The organism is Ensifer sp. Root127 (assembly GCF_001425225.1).
Classification (GTDB): domain Bacteria; phylum Pseudomonadota; class Alphaproteobacteria; order Rhizobiales; family Rhizobiaceae; genus Ensifer; species Ensifer canadensis.
Map to the genome: position 1 here is coordinate 176,417 of NZ_LMDX01000034.1, position 24,369 is coordinate 200,785.

Annotated in this window: 21 protein-coding genes; 17 read left to right on the forward strand and 4 right to left on the reverse strand. The window is 62.6% G+C overall.

The annotated features are described in order from the left end of the window. Positions 1 to 4: 4 nt before the first annotated feature. The 6 genes from murD (at position 5) to ASD03_RS28350 (ending at position 6,888) form a co-directional block, all read left to right on the forward strand. Positions 5 to 1,396 (forward strand): UDP-N-acetylmuramoyl-L-alanine--D-glutamate ligase, encoded by a 1,392-nt coding sequence (gene murD, locus ASD03_RS28325; protein ID WP_057217693.1) that lies wholly within the window; start codon positions 5 to 7, stop codon positions 1,394 to 1,396. A gap of 99 nt (positions 1,397 to 1,495) precedes the next feature. Next, a complete protein-coding gene (gene ftsW / locus ASD03_RS28330) occupies positions 1,496 to 2,650 on the forward strand; it encodes a putative lipid II flippase FtsW (protein WP_025427728.1) in 1,155 nt (384 codons plus the stop codon). A 3-nt stretch (positions 2,651 to 2,653) separates the two neighbouring features. Then, on the forward strand, positions 2,654 to 3,778 hold the full coding sequence (gene murG, locus ASD03_RS28335; protein ID WP_025427727.1) for an undecaprenyldiphospho-muramoylpentapeptide beta-N-acetylglucosaminyltransferase: 1,125 nt from the start codon (positions 2,654 to 2,656) through the stop codon (positions 3,776 to 3,778). Beyond that, positions 3,775 to 5,184, forward strand: coding sequence for a UDP-N-acetylmuramate--L-alanine ligase (gene murC, locus ASD03_RS28340; RefSeq protein ID WP_025427726.1), 1,410 nt, complete (start codon positions 3,775 to 3,777; stop codon positions 5,182 to 5,184). Before murG ends, murC begins: the two co-directional genes overlap by 4 nt. 2 nt (positions 5,185 to 5,186) lie before the next feature. Next, positions 5,187 to 6,161 carry a UDP-N-acetylmuramate dehydrogenase gene (gene murB / locus ASD03_RS28345; protein WP_025427725.1) on the forward strand — a complete coding sequence of 325 codons (975 nt, stop codon included), beginning with the start codon at positions 5,187 to 5,189 and terminating at the stop codon, positions 6,159 to 6,161. Between the two features lie 280 nt (positions 6,162 to 6,441). Continuing rightward, the gene (locus ASD03_RS28350; protein WP_025427724.1) at positions 6,442 to 6,888 is read left to right on the forward strand and encodes a hypothetical protein; all 447 of its coding nucleotides are present in this window, start codon (positions 6,442 to 6,444) and stop codon (positions 6,886 to 6,888) included. A 118-nt stretch (positions 6,889 to 7,006) separates the two neighbouring features. Here ASD03_RS28350 and ASD03_RS28355 read toward each other — a convergent pair whose 3' ends face one another. After that, entirely contained in the window at positions 7,007 to 8,317 is a 1,311-nt protein-coding gene (locus tag ASD03_RS28355; protein ID WP_025427723.1) for an MFS transporter, read from the reverse strand. A 323-nt stretch (positions 8,318 to 8,640) separates the two neighbouring features. On the opposite strand from ASD03_RS28355, the gene aqpZ reads away from it, so the two are divergent. From aqpZ to ligA, 10 genes are all read left to right on the forward strand, one after another. Beyond that, entirely contained in the window at positions 8,641 to 9,327 is a 687-nt protein-coding gene (aqpZ, locus tag ASD03_RS28360; protein WP_025427722.1) for an aquaporin Z, read from the forward strand. Between the two features lie 332 nt (positions 9,328 to 9,659). Beyond that, complete coding sequence (locus tag ASD03_RS28365; protein WP_025427721.1) at positions 9,660 to 10,586, forward strand: D-alanine--D-alanine ligase; 927 nt, start codon at positions 9,660 to 9,662, stop codon at positions 10,584 to 10,586. Between the two features lie 32 nt (positions 10,587 to 10,618). Then, positions 10,619 to 11,524 carry a cell division protein FtsQ gene (gene ftsQ / locus ASD03_RS28370; RefSeq protein ID WP_225906334.1) on the forward strand — a complete coding sequence of 302 codons (906 nt, stop codon included), beginning with the start codon at positions 10,619 to 10,621 and terminating at the stop codon, positions 11,522 to 11,524. After that, positions 11,521 to 12,852 carry a cell division protein FtsA gene (gene ftsA / locus ASD03_RS28375; protein ID WP_025427719.1) on the forward strand — a complete coding sequence of 444 codons (1,332 nt, stop codon included), beginning with the start codon at positions 11,521 to 11,523 and terminating at the stop codon, positions 12,850 to 12,852. Before ftsQ ends, ftsA begins: the two co-directional genes overlap by 4 nt. A gap of 207 nt (positions 12,853 to 13,059) precedes the next feature. After that, positions 13,060 to 14,829, forward strand: a complete 1,770-nt coding sequence (ftsZ, locus tag ASD03_RS28380; RefSeq protein ID WP_025427718.1) for a cell division protein FtsZ — start codon at positions 13,060 to 13,062, stop codon at positions 14,827 to 14,829. Positions 14,830 to 15,166: 337 nt separating this feature from the next. Beyond that, positions 15,167 to 16,120, forward strand: a complete 954-nt coding sequence (lpxC, locus tag ASD03_RS28385) for a UDP-3-O-acyl-N-acetylglucosamine deacetylase (RefSeq protein ID WP_025427717.1) — start codon at positions 15,167 to 15,169, stop codon at positions 16,118 to 16,120. A gap of 172 nt (positions 16,121 to 16,292) precedes the next feature. Continuing rightward, the gene (locus ASD03_RS28390) at positions 16,293 to 17,159 is read left to right on the forward strand and encodes an outer membrane protein assembly factor BamD (RefSeq protein WP_025427716.1); all 867 of its coding nucleotides are present in this window, start codon (positions 16,293 to 16,295) and stop codon (positions 17,157 to 17,159) included. Between the two features lie 20 nt (positions 17,160 to 17,179). Next, complete coding sequence (gene recN / locus ASD03_RS28395; RefSeq protein WP_025427715.1) at positions 17,180 to 18,853, forward strand: DNA repair protein RecN; 1,674 nt, start codon at positions 17,180 to 17,182, stop codon at positions 18,851 to 18,853. An 83-nt stretch (positions 18,854 to 18,936) separates the two neighbouring features. Next, on the forward strand, positions 18,937 to 19,899 hold the full coding sequence (locus tag ASD03_RS28400) for a hypothetical protein (RefSeq protein WP_025427714.1): 963 nt from the start codon (positions 18,937 to 18,939) through the stop codon (positions 19,897 to 19,899). 81 nt (positions 19,900 to 19,980) lie between these two features. Further along, positions 19,981 to 22,134 carry an NAD-dependent DNA ligase LigA gene (ligA, locus tag ASD03_RS28405; protein WP_025427713.1) on the forward strand — a complete coding sequence of 718 codons (2,154 nt, stop codon included), beginning with the start codon at positions 19,981 to 19,983 and terminating at the stop codon, positions 22,132 to 22,134. Positions 22,135 to 22,168: 34 nt separating this feature from the next. On the opposite strand, the gene ASD03_RS28410 is transcribed toward ligA, so the two are convergent. The 3 genes from ASD03_RS28410 to ASD03_RS39775 form a co-directional block, all read right to left on the reverse strand. Continuing rightward, positions 22,169 to 22,822, reverse strand: coding sequence for a CatB-related O-acetyltransferase (locus ASD03_RS28410; protein ID WP_198956844.1), 654 nt, complete (start codon positions 22,820 to 22,822; stop codon positions 22,169 to 22,171). A 211-nt stretch (positions 22,823 to 23,033) separates the two neighbouring features. Further along, on the reverse strand, positions 23,034 to 23,444 hold the full coding sequence (locus tag ASD03_RS28415; RefSeq protein ID WP_025427711.1) for a VOC family protein: 411 nt from the start codon (positions 23,442 to 23,444) through the stop codon (positions 23,034 to 23,036). Positions 23,445 to 23,568: 124 nt separating this feature from the next. Continuing rightward, positions 23,569 to 23,760 carry a hypothetical protein gene (locus ASD03_RS39775; RefSeq protein ID WP_144239155.1) on the reverse strand — a complete coding sequence of 64 codons (192 nt, stop codon included), beginning with the start codon at positions 23,758 to 23,760 and terminating at the stop codon, positions 23,569 to 23,571. Between the two features lie 71 nt (positions 23,761 to 23,831). On the opposite strand from ASD03_RS39775, the gene ASD03_RS28420 reads away from it, so the two are divergent. Further along, on the forward strand, positions 23,832 to 24,218 hold the full coding sequence (locus ASD03_RS28420; RefSeq protein WP_025427710.1) for a VOC family protein: 387 nt from the start codon (positions 23,832 to 23,834) through the stop codon (positions 24,216 to 24,218). Positions 24,219 to 24,369 lie beyond the last annotated feature (151 nt).

Consider the following 24,369-nt stretch of genomic DNA (forward strand, 5'->3'; position numbering starts at 1 on the left):
GACGATGATCGCGGTCAGCACATTCAGGGGCAAGAAGGTCGCTCTTTTCGGGCTTGGTGGTTCGGGGCTGGCGACTGCGCAGGCGCTCGTCGCCGGCGGCGCCGAGGTGACGGCCTGGGACGACAATCCCGACAGCGTCGCCAAGGCCGGCGAGGCGGGTGTGCCGACAGCGAACCTGCACGGCATCGACTGGCGTGCCTTTGCCGCCTTCGTGCTTTCGCCCGGCGTGCCGCTGACCCATCCGAAGCCGCATTGGACCGTCGACCTCGCGCATGCCGCTGGCGTCGAGATCATCGGCGATGTCGAGCTTTTCGTGCGCGAGCGCCGGGCGCAGGCGCCCGATGCCCCGTTCATCGCCATTACCGGCACCAACGGCAAATCGACGACCACGGCGCTGATCGCCCATATCCTGAGGGAAAGCGGCCGTGACACCCAGCTCGGCGGCAATATCGGCACGGCCGTACTGACGCTTGAGTCCCCGAAGGCCGGCCGCTTCTATGTGGTCGAGTGCTCGTCCTACCAGATCGATCTGGCGCCGACGCTCAACCCGACGGCCGGTATCCTGCTCAATCTCACGCCCGATCATCTCGATCGGCACGGCACCATGCAGCACTATGCCGATATCAAGGAGCGGCTGGTGGCCGGCAGCGGCACGGCGATCGTCGGTGTCGACGACAGCTTCTGCGCACTGATTGCCGATCGCGTCGAGCGGGCGGGCACCAAGGTGGTTCGCATCTCGCGCCGGCATGTTCTGGCCGACGGGATCTATGCCGAAGGCTCGCGCGTCCTTGAGGCGCACGGCGGAACGTCGCGGCTCTTCGTAGATCTCGATGGCATCCAGACGCTGCGCGGCGGCCATAATGCGCAGAATGCTGCCGCGGCAATCGCCGCATGCCTTGCCGTCGATGTCAGCGAAGACGAGATACGCCAGGGGCTGAAAAGCTTCCCCGGCTTGAAGCATCGCATGCAGCCGGTCGGCCGCAAGGGTGCTGTCGTATTCGTCAACGACAGCAAGGCGACCAATGCGGATGCAGCGGCCCCGGCGCTGTCGAGCTACGAGCGCATCTACTGGATCGCCGGCGGCCTTCCGAAGGAGGGCGGCATCACTTCGCTGTCGCCGTTCTTCCCGAAGATCGTCAAGGCCTACCTGATCGGTGAGGCCGCACCGGCCTTTGCCGCAACGCTCGGCGAGGCGGTGCCCTTCGAGATTTCAGGCACGCTGGAAAAGGCCGTGGCGCATGCCGCAGCAGATGCCGAGCACGATGACAAAGGCGCGTCGGCGGTGATGTTATCCCCGGCTTGCGCAAGTTTCGACCAGTATAAGAACTTTGAAATACGCGGCGATGCCTTCGTGACGCACGTCAAGGCATTGCAGGGCGTGACGATGCTGATCTGACGCTCGCCGTCCGCGCGCCCATCCGGCGCGCGACGGGTGGCGGTGATGCCGGGGTTTCGGACGTTTGGCGCAGGCGCGCCTGATAAAGGGGACTGACAGATGGTAAGCCGAGCCGAACGTGGCCCTGTGGCCGACTGGTTCTGGACGATCGACAGGTTCTTCCTGGCGACCTTCATCCTGTTGATGGGCGTGGGCTTCATGCTGTCGTTTGCGGCAAGCCCGGCGGTCGCCGAGCGCATCGGCCTCGACAGCTTCCACTTCGTCAAGCGCCACGCCGTCTTCCTCTTGCCGTCGCTGGTGGTGATGGTCGCCATCTCCTTCCTGTCGCCGAGGCAGGTGCGCCGCGCCGCGATCATCCTGCTCGGCGTGTCGCTCGCGATGATGGTGCTGGTGCTGTTCATCGGCCAGGAGGTCAAGGGCTCGATGCGCTGGATCTCAATCGCCGGCATTTCCATCCAGCCCTCGGAATTCATGAAGCCAGCCTTCGTGGTCGTCTGCGCCTGGTTGTTTTCGGAACATGCGCGCCAGCCGGAAATTCCCGGCAATCTCTTTGCCATCCTGCTCTTCGGCATTGTCGGCGCGCTGCTCGTCGCCCAGCCCGACCTTGGCCAGACGATCCTGACGACCGCGGTCTGGGGCGGCATGTTCTTCATGGCCGGCATGCCGTGGCTGTGGATCATCGTGCTCGCCGGCGCTGCCTTCGGCGGCTTCTTCGTCGCCTATACCATGCTGCCGCACGTGGCCGGCCGTATCGACAAATTCCTGACCGGGGAGGGCGATACCTTCCAGATGGACACGGCGCGCGAGGCGATCATCCGCGGCGACTGGTTCGGCCGCGGTCCGGGCGAAGGCATCGTCAAGCGCATCATTCCCGATAGCCACACCGACTTCGTGTTCTCGGTGGCGGCTGAAGAATTCGGCATCGTCTTCTGCATGCTGATCGTGATGATCTTCGCCTTCCTGGTGCTGCGCGGCCTCAACCACGCCTTCCGCGAGCGCAACGACTTCAACCGCTTCGCCGTTGCCGGCCTCGTGCTGCAGATCGGCATCCAGTCGATGATCAACATCGGCGTGAACCTCGAACTGCTTCCGGCCAAGGGCATGACCCTGCCGCTGATCTCCTATGGCGGCTCGTCCATGGTGGCGATCTGCGTCACCGCCGGCTTCATCCTGGCGCTCACGCGCCATCGCCCAGAGAAGCGCGCCGTGGAGCGTAGCCTGTTTCGGTCCGGCATTGGCGTGCCGGCGGAGTAAAGAATGACCAAAGGCATTATCCTTCTTGCCGCCGGGGGTACCGGCGGCCATCTGTTCCCGGCCGAGGCGCTCGCCCATGAGCTGAAGGCCAACGGCTATTCGGTGCATCTGGTGACCGACAGTCGCGCCGAGCGTTTCGCCGGCAAGTTCCCGGCAGACGAGGTGCATGTGGTGCCGTCGGCAACCATCGGCTCGAAGAACCCCATTCATGTCGTGCGCTCGCTGTGGACGCTCTGGACCGGCATGCGTGCCGCGCGCCGGCTGATCGCCCGGCTGCGGCCGAAGGCCGTCGTCGGTTTCGGCGGCTACCCGACCGTGCCGCCGCTGCTGGCGGCAACCGGCATGGGCGTGCCGTCGATGATCCATGAACAGAACGCTGTCATGGGTCGTGCCAACAAGGCGCTCGCCTCCCGCGTCAAGGCGATCGCCGGCGGCTTCCTGCCCGAGGGCACCGGTACCTTTGCCGCCAAGACGGTGACGACGGGCAACCCGGTGCGTCCGGCCGTGCTCGATGCTGCCAAGGTGCCTTATGTCGCGGCGGCGGGCGAAGCGCCGTTCCATCTCGTCGTCTTCGGCGGTAGCCAGGGCGCGCAATATTTCTCCAAGGCGATCCCCCAGGCGATCTGCCGTCTCGACGACGCACTTCGCCAGCGGCTGACGGTGACGCAGCAGGCGCGTCCGGAAGATCGCGACGGCGTCATCGCCACCTATGAGAAGCTCGGCGTTCCCGCCGAGGTCTCGCCGTTCTTCACCGATATGGCCGAGCGCATCGCCGGCGCCCAGCTGGTCATCTGCCGCTCGGGCGCCTCGACGGTTTCCGAGCTTGCGGTCATCGGCCGGCCGGCGATCCTCGTTCCCTATCCTTATGCGCTCGATCACGATCAGGCGGCCAATGCCGCGGCGATTGCCGCCAAGGGCGGCGCAAAGGTGATCGCCCAGGCGGAGCTGACCGCCGAGCGCCTTGCCGGCATTCTTGCTGAGGCCATGGCCAATCCACAATCGCTGGCGCAGATGGCCGCCAATGCGCGCGAAACCGGAAAGCCGGACGCCGCGCGCTTGCTTGCATCGATGGTAGAGGCTATTGCCAGCGGTTTGACAGTCGAGACATTCAAGGAAAAGCGCTCATGAAAATGCCGAAGACGATCGGTCTGGTTCATTTTATCGGTATCGGCGGTATCGGCATGAGCGGTATTGCCGAGGTGCTGCACAATCTCGGTCACCGGGTGCAGGGCTCCGATCAGTCTGATAGCGCCAATGTCCAGCGGCTGCGCGAAAAGGGCATCGAGGTCTACGTCGGCCACAAGGCCGAGAACATCGGCGATGCCGAAGTGGTCGTCGTGTCGACCGCGATCAAGAAGGACAATCCCGAACTGATCGCCGCCCGTGAAAAACTGCTGCCGGTCGTGCGCCGCGCCGAGATGCTGGCCGAGCTGATGCGCTTCCGCAATGCGATCGCCATCGGCGGCACCCACGGCAAGACGACGACGACCTCGATGGTTGCTGCCCTTCTCGATGCCGGTGGGCTCGACCCGACCGTCATCAACGGCGGCATCATCAATGCCTACGGCACCAATGCCCGCATGGGTGAGGGCAAGTGGATGGTGGTCGAGGCCGACGAGTCCGACGGCACCTTCCTCAAGCTGCCTGCCGATGTCGCCGTCGTCACCAACATCGACCCTGAGCATCTCGACCACTACGGCAATTTCGACGCCGTGCGCGCCGCGTTCCGCCAGTTCGTCGAGAACGTGCCATTCTACGGTTTCGGCGTGCTCTGCCTCGATCACCCCGAAGTGCAGACCATGGTCAGCAAGATCGAGGACCGCAAGGTCATCACCTACGGCGAAAACCCGCAGGCCGACGTTCGTTTCCTCAACATCCGCATGGACGGTGCCACTTCCGTCTTCGATATCGAGATCCGCCGTCGCCGCACCGGCCAGGTGATCTCGATGAAGGATCTGCGCCTGCCGATGCCCGGCCGCCACAATGTGTCGAACGCCACGGCCGCGATCGCGGTCGCCCAGCGCCTCGGCGTCAGCCCCGAGGCGATCGCCAAGGGGCTTGCCTCCTTCGGCGGCGTCAAGCGGCGCTTCACCTTTACCGGCGACTGGAACGGCGTGCGCATCTATGACGACTACGGCCACCATCCGGTCGAGATCAAGGCCGTGCTCAAGGCGGCGCGCGAGGCATGCCAGGGCCGCATCATCGCCGTGCACCAGCCGCACCGCTACTCGCGCCTTGCGAGCCTGTTCGAAGATTTTTCAGCCTGCTTCAACGACGCCGACACGGTTCTGATCGCGCCTGTCTATGCGGCCGGGGAGGAAGCGATCGACGGCGTCAACGCCGAAGAGCTCGTCAACCGCATCAAGGCCGGCGGTCATCGCGACGCCCGGCATGTGGTCGGACCCGAAACAATCGCGCCGGTTGTCAGCAAGATTGCGCAGCCGGGTGATTTTGTGGTTCTCTTGGGGGCTGGCAGCATCACCTACTGGGCCGCTGCCCTGCCACGGGAACTCGCAGACATTTCAGGAAATTGAGCATGAAACAGGTCAACGGTCAGAAACTACTCGAAGCACTCGGAAGCGGAGTCAGCGCCGTTCGCGGCCGCATCACGCCCGATGCGCCGATGGATCGCGTGACCTGGTTCCGCGCCGGCGGTCTTGCCGAGCTGATGTTCCAGCCGCACGACACTGACGATCTCATCACCTTCCTGAAGCTGGTTCCGGCTGATGTACCCGTCATGGTCATGGGTGTCGGCTCGAACCTTTTGGTTCGTGACGGTGGCATTCCTGGTGTCGTCATCCGGCTTTCGGCCAAGGGTTTTGGCGATCTCGAACTCGTCGGCGAGAACCGCATCAAGGCCGGCGCGATCTGCCCGGACAAGAACATTGCGGCGATGGCGCTCGATAACGGCATCGGCGGCTTCTATTTCTACTACGGCATTCCTGGCGCGATCGGCGGCGCATTGCGCATGAACGCCGGCGCCAACGGCTCGGAGACCCGCGAGCGCGTCGTCGAGGTGCACGCGGTCGATCGTCAGGGCAATACGCATGTGCTGTCGAATGCCGACATGGGCTATGGCTATCGCCATTCCGCGGCGGCTAAGGACCTAATCTTCACGCACGCCATCTTCGAAGGTTATCCCGAGGACAAGAACAAGATCCGCACCGACATGGACGCCGTGCGCCAGCACCGCGAAACCGTGCAGCCGATTCGCGAAAAGACGGGGGGATCGACCTTCAAGAACCCGGAGGGACATTCGGCCTGGAAGCTGATCGACGAAGCGGGTTGCCGCGGCATGATGATTGGCAGCGCGCAGATGTCGCCGCTGCATTGCAACTTCATGATCAACACCGGTCAGGCGACGGGCTACGAGCTCGAATATCTCGGCGAAACCGTGCGGAACCGCGTGCTCGAACATTCCGGTGTTCGGCTGGAGTGGGAAATCAAGCGCATCGGTACCTTCATGCCGGGCTACGAGATCAAGGAATTCCTCGGCCGCGGCATCGCCTGAGGCTTATGGGAATAGTTTTATGAAGGGCCGCAGCGGCAACGCTGCGGCCGTCCTCAGCCGGAGTCTCTTTCTCTCGCCGTCATGCTTGGGCTTGATCCTCGCATCCACGGGTCCAGGTCGGCATCTTTGCGCGGAGGCTGGATCCAGGAAATTGGATTCAGGGAGACAAGATCAGAGCTTGCTGGCAACGAGGGTCGCGGGCTAAAGCCAACTTGTCATGACGTGCCGCAACCAAGCTGGCACCTGCTAACTTCCGCATACTCTAACGTCTGGACTAACAATGGATCAGGGAACTCTGGGAAAAATCGCTGCCATTTTGAATGCTGGTTCAACAAATTATTCCGTTTTTCTGAAGTTGTACGAGGTGCAACTGGGGAGCCAGATAGATTCAACTGCAATTGTTCAGATGGTGTTGGGGACAGGAGCTGTGTTGGGCGGAATAGAAGAAGTACAAAGTGGGTCGGTGTGGCCGGAGGTTATGGAAGCCGTGCTGTATGTTGGTGACTCTAGCGCTGGTCCATCAAGTACAGCACTTAAATCCGGACAATTCACTTCCTTAGTTGAGCTGCTCAAGGCGCAGGTCGACACGATGGTCAAGACATCAGCAACAATCGAGACCTTCTGGCTTAGCAACGGGCATCCCGCCTATCCCGTGTTTTGGGACTTCGCGTTTCTCTTCAGAACGGATGCAACTGCAACTATCTTCATCGGAGCAAGTTCGGACTAGGCAACTGGTCGGAGACTTGGCTACCAGAACTGGCCCACGGAAAGAGCCGCAGCGTTGTCGCTGCGGCTCTTTCGTTTTTTGTGGAACAGGCCGCGTGTGTGGCGAGGCGCAACAGAAATCAGGCCGAAACCTCTTCTTCCGTCGACAGCACCAGGCAAACGAGCGTGATCGCAGCGGCCCCCAGCAGATAGTAGCCGACATGGTCGAGGCTGTAGTTGGTCGCAAGCCAGGTGGCGATGTAGGGCGCGAGCGACGCGCCGAAGATGCCGGCGAGGTTGAAGGTCATCGACGCGCCGGTATAACGCACCGAGGTCGGGAAGGGGGCGGCGAGTGCTGCGCCAATCGGACCATAGGTGAGCCCCATCAGGCCGAGGCCGAGGATGGAGAACAGGAAGGCGCCGCCGAGACCGCCGGCCATGAGCGGTGCCATGACCAGGCCGAAGGCGCCGATGCCGATGGTGGTGATGATCAGCACCAGGCGGCGGCCGTAGCGGTCCGACAGGATGCCCGAGACCGGGATCATCAGGCCGAAGAAGACGACACCGGTCATCTGCACGACGAGGAACTGCTCACGCGAATAGCCGAGCTTGGCCGTGCCCCAGGACAAAGAGAACACCGTCATCAGGTAGAACAAGACGAAGGTGGCAAGCGCCACGAAGGTGCCGAGCACGAGGCTGCGCTTGTGGAACCGGAAGATCTGCGCGATCGGAACCTGGACGCGCTCGTGCTTGTCGATCGCCTTCTGGAATTCCGGCGTCTCGGTGATCTTCAGGCGGACATAGAGGCCGACGATAACCAGCAGGATGCTGGCAATGAAGGGCACGCGCCATCCCCAGGCGAGGAAGGCCTCATCTGTCATGACTTCGCCGAGGATGAGGAAGGTACCGGCCGACAGGATGAAGCCGATCGGGGCGCCGAGCTGCGGGAACATGGCATACCATGTGCGCTTGCCCTCGGGCGCGTTCTCGGTTGCGAGCAGCACGGCGCCGCCCCATTCGCCACCGAGGCCGAGGCCCTGGCCGAAGCGGCAAAGGGCGAGCAAGAGCGGGGCCGCGACGCCGATCGACGCGTAGGTCGGCAAGAGGCCAATGACGACGGTGGAAATGCCCATGGTCATCAGCGCTGCGACCAGCGTCGCCTTGCGGCCGACCTTGTCGCCGAAATGGCCGAAGATCACTGCGCCGAACGGGCGGGCGAAGAAGGCGATGGAGAAGGTGGCGAAGGATTGCAGCATGGCCGATGTCGGGTCGGACGTCGGAAAGAAGAGATGCGGGAATACGAGCACCGCTGCGGTGGCGTAAACGTAGAAGTCGAAGAATTCGATGGTGGTGCCGACGAGGCTGGCGAACAGCACCCGGGCAGGGGAGTTCACTGCCGGCGTCTGCAACGCGCTATCCTTCGGCGACAGGGAGGTTGTCGCGTCTGTCATTGTTGTCGTTCCTGATATGGATGTCATGCCGTCTTGGGAGGCGGTCGGGGCGTCTTAACGCAAGTTTCCGCATGTTGAAACCCTGAATTCGTAAGAAATGCGAACGAATCCGAGGGGTGGCGCAGCATTATTCCGAGGGTGCATGGCTCGCGCGAATCATAGGCACGGCTGCTCCTAAAATAGGCAGACAAGTGAAGGCCCGGCGTGCGGTTTCGTGTTTTGCGGGCGATGACATCCCTGTCACAACCGGGGTTGACCGGAATCAAAATGTGGCAAACTCTGGGCGATTGAAGCGATCAGCTTCGGTTTTCGGGAGCGAATGCATGTTCAAGAAGCTTTCTGCGGAATTTCTCGGTACATTCTGGCTCGTTTTCGGCGGCTGCGGCAGTGCGGTGCTGGCGGCTGCGTTTCCGGCTGTTGGGATCGGCCTGCTCGGCGTTTCCTTCGCCTTCGGCCTCACCGTTCTCACCATGGCCTATGCCGTCGGCGGCATTTCCGGCGGCCATTTCAACCCGGCCGTTTCTGTTGGTCTGACCGTTGCCGGCAAGTTCCCAGCCTCCAGCCTCATCGGCTACATCATCGCCCAGGTGCTGGGCGCGATCGTCGCTGCAGCCGTGCTCTACGTCGTCGCCAGCGGCAAGGCGGACTTCCAGCTCGGCGACTTTGCCGCCAATGGCTATGGCGAACATTCGCCCGGCGGCTATTCGCTGACGGCCGCGCTGGTGATGGAAGTGGTGATGACCTTCTTCTTCCTGTTCATCATTCTCGGTGCCACCCATGGCCGCGTGCCCTCAGGCTTTGCGCCGATCGCCATCGGCCTGGCGTTGACGCTGATCCATCTGGTGTCGATCCCGGTCACCAACACATCGGTCAATCCGGCCCGCTCCACAGGGCAGGCGCTATTCGTTGGAGACTGGGCGCTTTCGCAGCTTTGGCTCTTCTGGCTGGCTCCGATCGTCGGCGCCGCGATCGCGGGAATCGTCTGGAAAATCGTCGGTGAAGACGATTAATCGCTTCGGCAAAAACGACTGATCGTTAAGCCGAAAATACCGCCAATCGTTAAGGCCTCGCACCGAATTGGTGCGGGGCCTTCATTTTTTAGCGGTTTGTGTTTTGTGTAAACAGGCCGCGCCAACGCGCTGATTTCGTGCCAGAAAGCGTTGTAATCGCAACGTTTTCGAGCACGGCTGCCGATCGTTTCCCGACTAAGGTTAATAAAAGTAAACGGTTCATTAACTATAATGCCGTTCTAGTGCCTCCGATGGCCACCGGTGACTCGCGTTGCCGGATTCAGCCAGGCGCAAGCAAGCGTTGCGATAGTGACGTATTTTCGGGGGTATGAATGAACGGCAAGCATGTAGCTGTCCTTATGGGCGGATTTTCTTCGGAGCGACCGGTGAGCCTGTCGTCCGGGGCTGCATGCGCCGATGCTCTGGAAGCGGAAGGTTTCCGCGTTACGCGTGTAGACGTCGCGCGCGATGTCGCTTCGGTTCTGGCCGCGCTGCGCCCGGACGTCGCCTTCAACGCCCTTCACGGTCCGTTCGGCGAGGATGGCACGATCCAGGGCATTCTTGAATATCTGGAAATTCCCTACACCCATTCTGGCGTTCTGGCCTCCGCACTCGCCATGGACAAGGCGCAGGCCAAGCACGTGGCCGCCGCCGCCGGTGTTCCGGTTGCCGAAGCGCTGGTGATGGATCGCCGGGGCTTTGGTCCGAAACATCCGATGCGCCCGCCATACGTCGTCAAGCCGGTCAGCGAAGGCTCGAGCTTCGGCGTCGTCATCGTCAAGGAAGATCAGTCGCATCCGCCGCAGGTCGTTACCTCGAGCGAGTGGCGTTATGGCGACCGAATCATGGTCGAACGTTATGTCGCCGGCCGCGAACTCACCTGCGGCGTCATGGGCGATAAGGCGCTTGGCGTCACCGAAATCATCCCGCAGGGCCACGCCTTCTACGATTATGATTCCAAATACGTAAAAGGTGGCTCGCAACACGTCATTCCGGCACAGGTTTCACCAAATATTTACCAAAAAATACAAACACTCGCATTGAAGGCGCATCAGGCAATCGGTTGCCGGGGCGTCAGCCGATCCGACTTTCGCTTCGATGACCGTACCTCCGGTGAAGGCGAATTGATCTGGCTGGAAATCAACACCCAGCCCGGCATGACCCCAACCTCCCTGGTGCCCGAGATGGCTCAGCATGCTGGCCTTGGTTTTGGCGAGTTTCTGACTTGGATGGTGGAGGACGCTTCGTGCTTGCGGTAAGGGGCAAAAGGGGCAAGAGAGTTCGTGACCCGCTGGGCGCAGTTGCTGCCGAGGCGGATGGCGCACGCGTTCTGCCGCGGCCGCTTCGCAAGGCCGTTCGCTTCCTGGTCAGCCTCGGCAGCGGCCGCGTCCGCTTTCCAGCCCATACCGGCACGATCGCTGCCGTCGCGTTTTTCGCCGCCACCGGCTTTTACGGCATGTCGCTCGGCGGCCATACACAGAACGTCGCGCAGGCATCGACGACGGCGGCCGGCTTTGCCATCGAGGACGTGCGCGTCTCCGGCAACGAGCAGACCTCCGAGATCGATATCCTGCAGCAGCTCGGCCTTGACGGCACGACGTCGCTGGTGGCGCTCGACATCATCGAAGCGCGCAAGCTGATCGCCGAACTGCCCTGGGTGCAGGGCGTTACGGTTCGCAAGGTCTATCCGAGCACGATCGAAGTCACGCTCACCGAGCGCAAGGCCTTTGGCATCTGGCAGCACGGCTCCGACCTGTCGCTGATCGAGCGCAGCGGCAGCGCGATTGCGCCGCTGCGCGACAACAAGTTTGCAGCCCTGCCGCTGTTCGTCGGCCGCGACGCCGAGACGGCAGCGGCCGATTTCTACGACGAGTTTTCCCGCTGGCCGGAGATTCGCTCGCGGGTGAGGGCCTTCGTGCGCGTCGCCGGCCGTCGCTGGGATCTGCGCCTCGACAACGGCATCGTCGTCAAGCTGCCGGAACACGATGTCGCCCGTGCGATGAAGGTTCTGTCGGAGATGGAAAGCGAGCACCAGCTGCTCGAGCGCGACATCGCCGCAGTCGATCTGCGGCTGGAAGATCGAACCACAGTTCAATTGACGCCGGATGCGGTCACCCGGCGCGAAGTTGCCTTGAAGGCGAGGGACAAGATGCTGAAGGCGCAGGAGACGGAGAGAAAGAAAGAGGGGCGGATATGAGTTTGTTCGGTTCCTCCAGCTTTGGCCTGCCGCGCCTGAAGCCGCTTTCTTCGAAGCGGTCTCATGTCGTCTCGGTGCTGGATATCGGCTCGACGAAGATCGTGTGCATGATCGGCCGGCTGACGCCGCGCGCCGAAAGCCAGATCCTGCCGAACCGCACGCATAGCGTCGAGATCATCGGCATCGGCCACCAGAAATCCCGCGGCGTGAAGAACGGCGTCGTCGCCGATCTCGATGCGGTCGAAAGCGTCGTGCGGCTCGCCGTCGATGCGGCCGAGCGCATGGCCGGCCTCACCATCGACAGCCTCATCGTCAACATTTCCGCAGGCCGCCTGCAGAGCGACGTCTATACCGCGACCATCGACCTCGGTGGCCAGGAAGTCGATGCCAGCGACCTGAAGAGAGTGCTGTCGGCCGCCGGCCAGCAATCGCTGCGTTCCGACCGCGCCATCCTGCATTCGCTGCCGACTGGCTTCTCGCTCGACGGCGAGCGCGGCATCCGCGATCCGCTCGCCATGTTCGGCGACGTGCTCGGCGTCGACATGCACGTGCTGACCGCGGAGCGGGCGGCGCTGAAGAATCTCGAACTTTGCGTCAACCGAGCGCATCTCTCGGTCGAGGGCATCGTTGCGACGCCCTATGCCAGCGGTCTGGCGGCTCTTGTCGATGACGAAGTCGAACTCGGCTGCGCCGCGATCGACATGGGTGGCGGCACGACGACGATCTCGGTCTTTGCCGAGGGCAAGCTGGTTCACGCCGACGCGGTCAGCCTCGGCGGCCACCATGTGACGACGGACCTGGCGCGCGGTCTTTCGACCCGCATCGAAGACGCCGAACGGCTGAAGGTCGTGCACGGCTCGGCCCTGCCCAACAGCGCCGACGAGCGCGACATCGTCTCGGTCCCGCCGATCGGCGAGGACGACCGCGACCAGCCGACCCACGTGCCGCGCGCTCTGGTGTCGCGGATCGTACGCGCCCGCATCGAGGAAACGCTGGAGCTCATCCGCGACCGCATCCAGCGCTCGGGCTTCAGCCCGATCGTCGGCAAGCGCATCGTGCTGACGGGTGGCGCCAGCCAGTTGACCGGCCTGCCGGAAGCGGCACGCCGCATCCTGGCGCGCAATGTTCGTATCGGCCGTCCGCTCGGAGTTTCCGGGCTGCCGGCTGCTGCCAAGGGACCGGCGTTCTCCACGGCCGTCGGTCTGATGATCTATCCGCAGGTCGCCGACCTCGAAACGCATGCGGCCCAGGGCGGCATGTTCTCGTCGATCGGCAACGGCAACGGCCGCATCGCCCGCATGGGCCAGTGGCTGAAGGAAAGTTTTTAGAGCGCCGCGCGTCCGGATGGACGTGCAAAGCGCGCTCTAAGGTTTGTGACGTGCATAAGCCTTTCCGAAAATCGCAGACGATTTTCGGGGTTATGCGCGGAGTACGGCCGGCACCGAACAGGGACGATGCCGGACGAAGACAAAGTTGGAATTTCAAGGATTTGGTCGGCTCGGCAAGGCGGCCAGAAAACAGAAGGAACGGGTACTATGACTATCAACTTGCAGAAGCCGGATATCACGGAGCTGAAGCCCCGCATCACCGTCTTTGGTGTTGGCGGCGGCGGCGGCAATGCCGTCAACAACATGATCACAGCGGGTCTTGAAGGCGTCGACTTCGTCGTTGCCAACACCGACGCGCAGGCGCTGACCATGACCAAGGCAGAACGGGTCATCCAGATGGGTGTCGCCGTGACCGAGGGTCTGGGCGCCGGCTCGCAGCCGGAAGTCGGCCGCGCGGCTGCTGAAGAGTGCATTGATGAGATCATCGATCACCTGCATGGCACCCACATGTGCTTCGTCACCGCCGGCATGGGCGGCGGCACCGGCACCGGTGCAGCCCCGATCGTCGCGCAGGCCGCCCGCAACAAGGGCATCCTGACTGTCGGCGTCGTCACCAAGCCTTTCCATTTCGAAGGCCAGCGCCGCATGCGGCTCGCCGACCAGGGCATCGCCGAACTGCAGAAGTCGGTCGACACCCTGATCGTCATCCCGAACCAGAACCTCTTCCGCATCGCCAATGACCGCACGACGTTTGCCGATGCGTTCGCGATGGCCGACCAGGTCCTCTATTCGGGTGTTGCCTGCATCACCGACCTCATGGTCAAGGAAGGCCTCATCAACCTCGACTTCGCCGACGTCCGCTCGGTGATGCGCGAAATGGGTCGCGCCATGATGGGCACCGGCGAAGCCTCGGGCGAGGGCCGCGCAATGGCCGCTGCCGAAGCTGCGATCGCCAACCCGCTGCTCGACGAAACCTCGATGAAGGGCGCACAGGGCCTCTTGATCTCGATCACCGGTGGTCGCGACCTGACCCTGTTCGAACTCGACGAAGCTGCGACCCGCATCCGCGAAGAAGTCGATCCGGACGCCAACATCATCCTCGGCGCCACGTTCGACGAAGAACTTGAAGGCCTGATCCGCGTATCGGTCGTTGCCACCGGTATCGATCGCACGGCCGCGGAGGTAGCCGGTCGTTCGGCCGACTTTCGTTCGGTAGCAGCGCAGAAGCCGATCATCCGTCCGTCCGCAGCCATTCCGGCACAGCAGCCGGCGGTTGCCCAGCACCAGCCCGCTCCGGTCCAGCAGCCGGTCGCCCAGCCGGTGCAGCAGCAGAACTCCGTCGACCAGATCGCGCTTGCGATCCGCGAAGCGGAAATGGAACGCGAACTCGACATCGCAACCCGCGCCGCCACCCAGGCTCCGGCTCCGATGCAGCAGGCTCACGACGACTTTCGTCCCCAGAGCAAGCTCTTTGCCGGTGCCGCACCGGTAGAAGCCGCTCCGGTCATGCGCCAGCCGGCTCCAGTTCAGCGTCCGGTCGAAATGCCGGTTCACGCACAGGTCCAGCCGCAGCCGGTTCAGCGCCAGGAGCCGATCGCTCCGGTGGTGCGCCAGCAGGCCGAGCCGGTTCGCATGCCGAAGGTCGAGGACTTCCCGCCCGTCGTAAAGGCCGAGATGGACCAGCGCGCCCAGCCGGCGCCGCAGTTGCAGGAAGAGCGCGGCCCGATGGGTCTTCTCAACCGCATCACCAGCTCGCTCGGCCTGCGCGAAAGGGAAAGCCCCAGCGTCAACGCCGACATGACGGCCGGTGCGCCGAGTGCGGCTTCCCAGCAGCGCCGTCCGCTTTCGCCGGAGGCCAGCCTCTATGCGCCGCGTCGCGGCCAGCTTGACGATCACGGTCGCGCCGCACCGCAGGCGCGCTCGCACGAAGATGATCAGCTCGAGATCCCGGCGTTCCTGCGCCGTCAATCGAACTGATTTGAAGGCCCGTTCCTTCACCTTGCCGAATGCCCGGGCTACCGCCCGGGCATTTTTGTATTTCTAGCATTCTTTCAATAGGTTGCCGGCGTCGAACGGCGTGTTACAGATGCGTAACAAAACGAAACGAACAGTGATTTGGAATGGTGCCTCAGAACCACTATTTTCAAGCTCGGAATTGGGGATGCATGCGATTCGATCACGCGCTGTCTGTTCGAAACGCAGAGTTCCGGCCTTTGGGCCGAAACTCTCGGGCGCCTTTCTTGCGCCCTGAAAACCGCTGCATCCGCCTGATGTTTGGGCCTTATGGCCATAGGTATTGAAAGTGACGACGAGAATGGGAATCGAACTGCTCGGATTTCAGACCACGATTGCTAGCCCGGTAACGCTCAAGGGAATTGGCGTTCATTCGGGCGCCGAGGTGGAAATCACCTTTCATCCGGCCGAAGCCGATGCGGGCATCGTTTTCCAGCGCGTTCTCGCCAACGGCCGCCTGAGCGAGTTCAAGGCGGTTTCCTCGCAGGTCGGCAACACCGATCTCTGCACCGTTCTCGGCATGTCGCCGGCCACCTCGATCGCAACCATCGAGCATGTGATGGCCGCCATCTACGCGCTCGGCCTCGACAACCTCACCATCGAGGTTCATGGCGCCGAGATGCCGATCATGGACGGCAGCTCCGAACCCTTCATCGATGCGATCGAGCAGGTGGGCGTTCGCGCGCTGGCGGTCAAGCGTCGTTACATCCGCGTGATCAAGCCGGTGCGGATCGAATCAGGTGCGTCCTGGTCGGAATTCACGCCCTATGACGGTATGCGCTTCGAGGTCGAGATCGATTTCGACTGCCCGCTGATCGGTCGCCAGGCCTGGAAGGGCGACATGACGCCTTCGGTGTTCAAGCGCGAACTGTCGCGTGCCCGCACCTTCGGCTTCATGCGCGACGTCGAGCGCCTCTGGGCTGCCGGCTACGCGCTGGGCTCGTCGCTGGAAAACTCGGTCGTGATCTCCGATGACGATTCGGTCATCAATGTCGAAGGCCTTCGCTATACGGACGAATTCGTGCGCCACAAGACGCTCGACGCCGTTGGCGACCTTTCGCTTGCCGGCGCACCGTTTATCGGCTGCTACCGTTCTTATCGCGGTGGTCACAAGATGAACGCAAATGTGCTCAAGGCTCTGCTCAGTGATCCCTCGGCCTACGAGGTCGTCGAAACCGCCACGCCACGTCAGCGCACCCGTGCGCGCGACATGGTTGCGGTTGCAGTTCCGGGCTTCGCGCCCTGGTCCGCATAACAACAAAAAGACACTCTCCTCCAGTCGCCGGCCGAAAGGCCGGCATTTTCATGTCGGCGCCGCCATAAATTTGCATGAATCACCGATCATGACGTTGCGGCATTGAGGCAACTTGCTCTAAAAGCGCATGTCTGGCGGGGTCGATGCCCGCAGAATGGAACGGGAATATCCGATGGTTCTTGCAGTTTCTGTTGATTTGAAAAAGTCAGCGCGTGTGTTCGCCGTGGTAGTCGCGGCCGTTGCCGGCAGCGCCCTGATTACCGCCTGCCAGAACGATCCCGATATCGACATCACCAAGCTGACGGCCGAGACCGATCCGCCGGAGGTGCTGTACAACCAGGGTCTCGCCAACCTCAATGCCGGCAAGACCACGGAAGCGGCGCGCAAGTTCGAAGCGCTCGACCGGCAGCATCCTTTCTCCGAATACGCGCGCAAGGCGCTCGTGATGAACGCCTTCGTCAGCTATCGCAACGGCCAGTACCAGGAGGCGATCAATTCCACCGGGCGCTACCTGAACCTCTATCCGCAGTCGGAAGATGCGGCCTATGCGCAGTACATTCAGGGGCTTGCCTATACCAAGCAGATCCCGGGCGTGACGCAGGACCAGAAGCCGGCCTTTAAGGCGATCGAGGCGATGCAGGCCGTCGTCGACAAGTATCCGGACTCGCAATATGTCGAGGATGCCCAGGCGAAGATCCGCTTTGCCCGCGACCAGCTCGCCGGCAAGGAAATGCAGGTCGGCCGCTATTATCTCGAGCGCAAGGAATACCTCGCCGCCGTGTCGCGTTTCCGCACCGTCGTCGAGAAGTATCCCAATACCAACCAGGTCGAAGAAGCACTGGCCCGTCTGGTCGAAGCCTATTACGCAATGGGCGTGGCCTCCGAAGCGCAGACCGCTGCCGCCGTTCTCGGACACAACTATCCGGACAGCCAGTGGTATGGTGATTCCTTCAAGCTGTTGCAGTCGGGTGGCCTCGAGCCTCGCGAAAGCGGCAATTCCTGGATTGCGCGCGCAGGCAAGAAGCTGATCGGCGCCTGACACGGAAGATTTGACCCCGGATGCTCGCCCAGATCTCGATCCGCGATATCGTCCTGATTGAACGGCTTGATCTGGCGTTCGAGGCCGGCCTGTCCGTGTTGACCGGTGAGACAGGTGCCGGAAAATCGATCCTGCTCGACAGCCTGTCGCTGGCCCTTGGCGGGCGCGGCGACGGCTCGCTCGTGCGTCACGGCTCGGACAAGGGCCAGGTGACGGCGGTCTTCGACGTGCCGATGGGGCACTCGGCACGGCTGATGCTGCGTGACAACGGCGTCGACGATGATGGCGATCTGATTTTCCGTCGCGTGCAGTCGGCCGATGGCCGCACCAAGGCTTTCGTCAACGATCAGCCGGTCAGCGTTCAATTGATGCGGCAACTTGGCCAGACACTGGTCGAAATCCACGGGCAGCATGACGACCGCGCGCTTGTCGATATCGACGCGCACCGCACGCTTCTCGACGCCTTTGGCGGCACGACCGACGAGGCAGAGCAGGTCTCCGGCCTCTACCGCGCCTGGAAAGATGCCGAACGCGGACTGAAGAAGCATCGCGAGCGCGTCGAGGCGGCAGCACGCGAAGCGGACTATCTGCGCTCCTCTGTCGAAGAACTGGAAAAGCTCAGCCCGCGCGATGGCGAAGAGGACGAGCTTGCCGAAAAGCGCGCGCGGATGATGAAGTCCGAGCGGATCGCCGGCGACATCAACGAAGCCTCCGAATTTCTCAACGGCAACGGCTCGCCGGTTCCATTGATTGCCTCGCTGGTGCGCCGGCTGGAGCGCAAGAGCCATGAGGCGCCGGGGCTGCTGGAAGAAACCGTCGAGCTCTTGGATGCCGCGCTGAACCAGCTTTCGGATGCGCAAATGGCCGTCGAGCGAGCGCTGCGCAACACCGAATTCGACCCGAAGGAATTGGAGCGGGTGGAGGAGCGCCTGTTTGCGCTTCGTGGCGCCAGCCGAAAATATTCCGTGCCGGTCGCCGAGCTTCCGGCGCTGGCGGTGCGGATGATTTCCGACCTGGCCGACCTCGATGCCGGCGAGGAGAAGCTGAAGCAACTCGACATGCAGGTTGTTGCGGCACGGGTGGCTTTCGACGCTGCGGCGCGCACCTTGTCCGACAAGCGACAGAACACGGCGTCGGCGCTGTCTGCTGCAGTCATGGCCGAGCTGCCGGCGCTGAAGCTCGAACGTGCCCGCTTCATGGTCGAAGTGCAGAGCGATGCGGCCCAGCCGACCGTCGACGGCATCGATCTGGTCGAATTCCATGTCCAGACCAATCCGGGCACCCGGCCGGGGCCGATCATGAAGGTGGCTTCGGGCGGCGAACTTTCGCGCTTCCTGCTGGCGCTGAAGGTGGCGCTTGCCGACCGCGGCTCGGCGCCGACCCTCGTCTTCGACGAAATCGACACCGGAGTCGGTGGCGCGGTCGCGGATGCCATCGGCCAGCGACTGAAGCGCCTTTCCGGCACGGTGCAGGTGCTTTCGGTCACCCATGCGCCGCAGGTTGCCGCACGCGCGGCGACGCATCTGCTGATCTCCAAGGGACCATCGACCGAAAAGGCCGAGATGATCTCGACCCGCGTCGCCCGAATGGACGACAAGGCCCGCACCGAGGAAATCGCCCGCATGCTCGCCGGTGCCTCGATCACCGAAGAGGCGAGGGCGGCCGCCGCCCGATTGCTTTCCGGCAACGGTTAGTGCCCGCTACGCCTTCTCGCCAAGTTGTCTCCCGGTCGAGCGCGTGTCTTTATTAGGCGTTGCGCGGATATGCGAGCTTTGGCATGTGGGAACAGCTCCAGCAGCGAATTCAGCTTCGACTGGACCAGATGCGCAAGCATCCGGAACTGATCCTGCTCTATTCTCTCGCCTTCGTCGGCTACATCCTGACGATGAAGGAAGCCAACAAACAGCTGGGGGTGATCGGCATCCTGGCGGTGGTGGCCGGCACGGCGCTCATCCCCTATCTGGTCGCGCGACTTCGCGGCGCGCGCAGCATCGAACTGCCGGACGAGAAGGACGATGGCGCCGCACCGCTCGGGTTTCTGCGCTCCAGCGCTGAGGATGACCGCCCGTACCTGGTGCGTGTCCCGCCATCGACGGCGGTTGCCTATGATGTCATCCGCAAGGCGCAGGACGTCTTTCAGAGCGACGCGATCGATCCGGAGGAGGATATGAAAGCCTTCTTCTCCGATCCCTACAGCCTGATCTGCCTGCAGGACTCCGACGACAATATCTACGGTTTCACCGACTACTACGCCTTCGAGAAGAAGCACTTCAAGCTGTTCCTGCAAGGTGACTATGGCTTCGACGACCTGCTTGCCAACGGGTTGCTTGTCCATCCGAAGGCGCGCAAGGCCAAGGTGGTCTATCTCGCTACCATCCTCAATCTCAGCTACCTGCTCGATTCCATGCGCAGCGAACGCCGGCGGCAGAACGGCATCCTCGTCTGGGCGACGGTGTCGGCGATCCTGGAGTACCAGGAGTTTCCGCCCGAAGGTATCGACCTCTATGGCATCGGCTGGGACAAGGGCGGCGCCGCCATCCTGAAAATGTTCGGCCTCGATCCGGTTGGTCGCGTCATGCGCGGCCTTGCGGAAGGCAAATGGATCTACACCAGACGCGGCGTCCACCGGCAGGATTTGGAAGGGATACGCGCGCGCTACCAGAAGCGATACGAGCGCTGGTGTGAGTTGGAGATCCGCCGCTGCGCCGACGTCGAGCCAAGTGTCGCTCCGGCCGGATGATCAGGGGAGACCGATAACGGCCGCTCTTTTCTTTCCCGACAGTTGCTCTAAAAAACGACTCCCAATCCGGAGTCGTCGCGCATGTCCAGTGAACTGAAACCCGTCGAGAAGCTGAACGAAACGGAAGCCGCCGAGGAGCTGGCCTTTCTCGCCTCCGAGCTTGCCCGGCACGACGCGCTCTATCATGGCAACGACGCGCCGGAGATCACGGATGCGGACTATGACGCGCTGAAGCGGCGCAACGATGCGATCGAGGCGCAGTTTCCGGCGCTTGCGCGCGAGGACAGCCCATCGAAGAAGGTGGGGGCAGCGCCATCCGTTACCTTCCAGCCGGTCGTTCATGCCCGGCCGATGCTGTCGCTCGACAACACGTTTTCCGACGAGGACGCCCGCGATTTCGTCGCCTCGGTCTACCGCTTCCTCGGGCAGCTGCCGGATAATTCGATCGCCTTTACCGCCGAGCCGAAGATCGACGGCCTCTCGATGTCGCTGCGCTACGAGAACCGGCGGCTGGTGACGGCGGCGACCCGTGGCGACGGCACAACAGGTGAAAACGTCACCGCCAATATCCGCACCATCGGCATGATCCCGCAGACGCTGCCGGCCGGCGCTCCTGAGATCGTCGAGGTGCGCGGCGAAATCTACATGGCGAAGTCCGACTTTGCCGCACTCAACGCCGAGATGGCAGCGCTCGGCAAGCCGCTCTACGTCAACCCGCGCAACACCGCTTCCGGGTCGCTCCGCCAGCTCGACGCCAAGGTGACTGCCAGCCGCAAGCTGCGCTTCTTTGCCTATGCCTGGGGCGAAATGTCGGAAATGCCTGCCGATACCCAATTCGGCATGGTCGAGGCATTCAAGGCCTGGGGTTTCCCGGTCAATCCACTGATGCAGCGGATTTCGTCGGCCGACGAGCTGCTGACGCATTACCACCATATCGAGCGCGAACGGCCTGATCTCGACTATGATATCGACGGCGTCGTCTACAAGGTCGACCGGCTCGACCTGCAGGCGCGGCTCGGTTTCCGCTCGCGCTCGCCCCGCTGGGCGACGGCGCACAAGTTCCCGGCCGAGCAGGCATTTACGCGGCTGACGGCCATAGACATCCAGGTGGGGCGCACCGGCGCGCTGACGCCGGTGGCACGGCTGGAGCCGATCACCGTCGGCGGCGTCGTCGTGACCAATGCGACGCTGCACAACGAGGATTACATCAAGGGGCTCGGCAACAGCGGCGAACCGATCCGCGAGGGTCGCGACATCCGTATCGGCGACATGGTGATCGTCCAGCGGGCGGGCGACGTCATCCCGCAGATCGTCGACGTGGTGATGGACGAGCGCAAGGAGGGGAGCGAGCCCTATCGTTTTCCGACGACATGCCCGGTCTGCGGCAGCCATGCGGTGCGCGACATCAACGAGAAGTCCGGCAAGGTGGATGCAGTGCGCCGCTGCACCGGCGGCTTCGTCTGCCGGGCGCAGGCGGTCGAGCATCTCAAGCATTTCGTCTCGCGCAATGCCTATGACATCGAAGGCCTCGGCTCCAAGCAGATCGAGTTCTTCTTCGAGAGCGAGGATCCGACGCTGTCGATCCGCACGGCGGCCGACATCTTCACGCTGGAAAAGCGCCAGGAGACGTCGCTGACAAAGCTCGAAAACATCGACGGCTTCGGCCGCGTCAGCGTGCGCAAGCTCTATGACGCGATCAACACCCGCCGCTCGATCGCGCTGCATCGCTTCATCTACGCGCTTGGCATCCGCCATGTCGGGGAGACCACGGCCAAGCTGCTCGCGCGCTCCTACGGCACCTACGAGGCCTTCGGCGCAGCCATGAGCGAAGCCGGCACCTTTACGGGTGATGCCTGGAACGAACTCAACAGTATCGACGGCATCGGCGAAGTCGTCGCCCGCGCCATCGTCGAGTTCTACAAGGAGCCGAGGAACCTTGAAGTGGTGACGCGACTGCTTGCCGAAGTGACGCCCGAAGGGGCGGAGATACCGGTTGCGAGCGACAGCCCGGTCGCCGGCAAGACCGTGGTCTTCACCGGTTCGCTCGAAAAGATGACGCGCGATGAGGCCAAGGCCAAGGCGGAAAGCCTCGGCGCCAAGGTGGCAGGTTCCGTGTCGAAGAAGACCGATATCGTCGTCGCCGGCCCGGGAGCGGGCTCCAAGCTCGACAAGGCGCGCGAACTCGGCGTGCAGACGATGGACGAGGACGAGTGGCTGGCGCTGATCGGGGGCTGATGCCCACGATCAGGGGCGCTGGCAGGCGTTGTCGTTATGCCTGTTCCGCGTCGTAGGCTTCGGATGCTGCCTTCAGCGCGGCGATGTCGTCGGCGCAGATGACATTGCGCAGCGCGTCGAACTTCGACCTCTCCCATCGGTAGATGCCGAGTGAGAGCAACGTCTCGATGTCTGCTTCGGGAAAGCGCTGGCGAACGGGGCGGGCCGGATTGCCGGCAACGATGGTGTAAGCCGACACGTCTCTGGTGACGATCGCGCCCGAAGCGATGACGGCGCCTTCACCAAGGGTGACTCCCGGCATGATCATGGCGCGCATGCCGATCCAGGCGCCGTCGCCGATGATCGTGTCGCCCTTGCCGATATAGGCTTCGCCAATCATATCGATGAACGGATAGAGGCTGACCCAATCGGTGCGGTGGGTGTGGTTGCCACCCATCAGGATTACCGCCTCGGCACCGATCGCGACGTAGTCTCCGATCCGCAACTGGTCGATCGGCCATTGCGGCTCCCAGGCCTTGAGGCTGTAGTCGTCGCCATAGAGGTAGCGAACGACGCTCTCCTCGAAGGAACCCGTCCAAGCGTTGCTGTAGTAGCTGTTGGTGCCGCGCACATGGATATTCGGGTTGCGCACGGTCTCGTGCAAAAGCTCGACCTTGGACCAATGCTTGGCTTCGACATTCATGGACATGGGGCTTCCTCATTCTGCTCATTGCAAGCGTCAGCGACGGCTCACTCGCCTTCTCGACGTATGGGTTCCCCAACTATCCGGTTTTTCGGGCAATTTCTCCCCAAAACCTCTGCGGCCGATAGCCTCGCTCATAGTTGCGTGCACCGGATCAGACAAAAAAAAGCGCCCGCCGCGAAACGCGGCGGGCGCAAGGCAAGGGGATTGCGTCAGATCAGGAGGCCTGCTGCTGGGCGGCTTCCATGTCCATCCACATGAATTCCCAGACGTGGCCGTCGAGATCCTGGAAGCTGATGCCGTACATGAAGCCGTAGTCGAGTGCCGGCTTCCAGGGCTTGGCACCGGCAGCGAGTGCCTTGGCGAGCATGTCGTCGCATTCGGCGCGGCTCGAGGCGGAAAGGGCGGTGATGACCTCGGTGCCCTTGCTGGCATCGCTGATCTCGCCGGTGATGAAGCCGCGGAACTTCGGTTCGGTCAAAAGCATGACGAAAATATTGTCCGAGATCACCGTGCAGGCGGCCGTGTCGTCGGAGAACTGCTCGTTGAAGGTATAGCCGAGTGCCGCGAAAAAGGCCCGGGACGCCTTCAGGTCCTTGACGGGCAGGTTTACAAAAATCATGCGCATGGAATGCTCCTCGTAGGGATTTTCTTGATTGAACATAACTAGGACGTTCGGCGTGACACGCAGCCGACAGCCGTTCAGACATTTTTTGAGAAATGCGAAGTGTCCCTGCTGATGTGGTGTGCAATCATAGGTTTTCAAGCATTTCCGGTTCACCCGAGATTACTGGCAATTCGCTCGGCAAGGTGCCGGCGGCGCGCTCGAAATGGGCGAGCACATCTGGAACGGCGGCGAGTGCCACACGAGGCCGATCAGAGTTTGGCGGTCCATGCTGAATCCGCATCGTTTGCACCTCGCACATTTCTGGCGGATGTTCCATGGTCTCCGGACCTCGTGAAGAGGTGCGGCGAGCAACGATGACTGTCGGCGCCCGGGATGTGAGGAGACACGATGCGTTTGAACCAGGTGACGGTGACGATGCCCGATCTCGATGCGGGGTGGGAGTTCTACCGCACGCTCGGGCTGCAGCCGATCGTCGATGCGCGGCCGCATTATGTGCGCTTCGTCTGCCCGGATGGCGGCAGTTCGTTTTCGCTGCATCAGGGCGAGGCGGGCGGCAGCGGCACAACCGTCTACTTCGAGTGCGACGATCTGGATCTGACCGTCAGCCGGCTGATCGAGGCCGGTATCCTGTTTGCGAGCAGTCCCGCCGACAAGAGCTGGCTGTGGCGGGAAGCCGAAATCTTTGATCCCGCCGGCAACCGCATCGTACTTTATTTCGCAGGCGCCAACAGGCTCGATCCGCCCTGGCGGGTGCCGAGTTCCGCCCACAGCTGAGCTTGCCCGCCCGGACCGTGCGATAATTGGCTTGGCTCTATTCGCAGCGGCACCAATTCCGTTTGTCTTTTTGCGCTGCACAAGATAGAGGTTTGCAGCCAAATTTTGTGCAATTGCCTTTTCGCGGAGCGGGCCAAGAGCCACAGGCCGC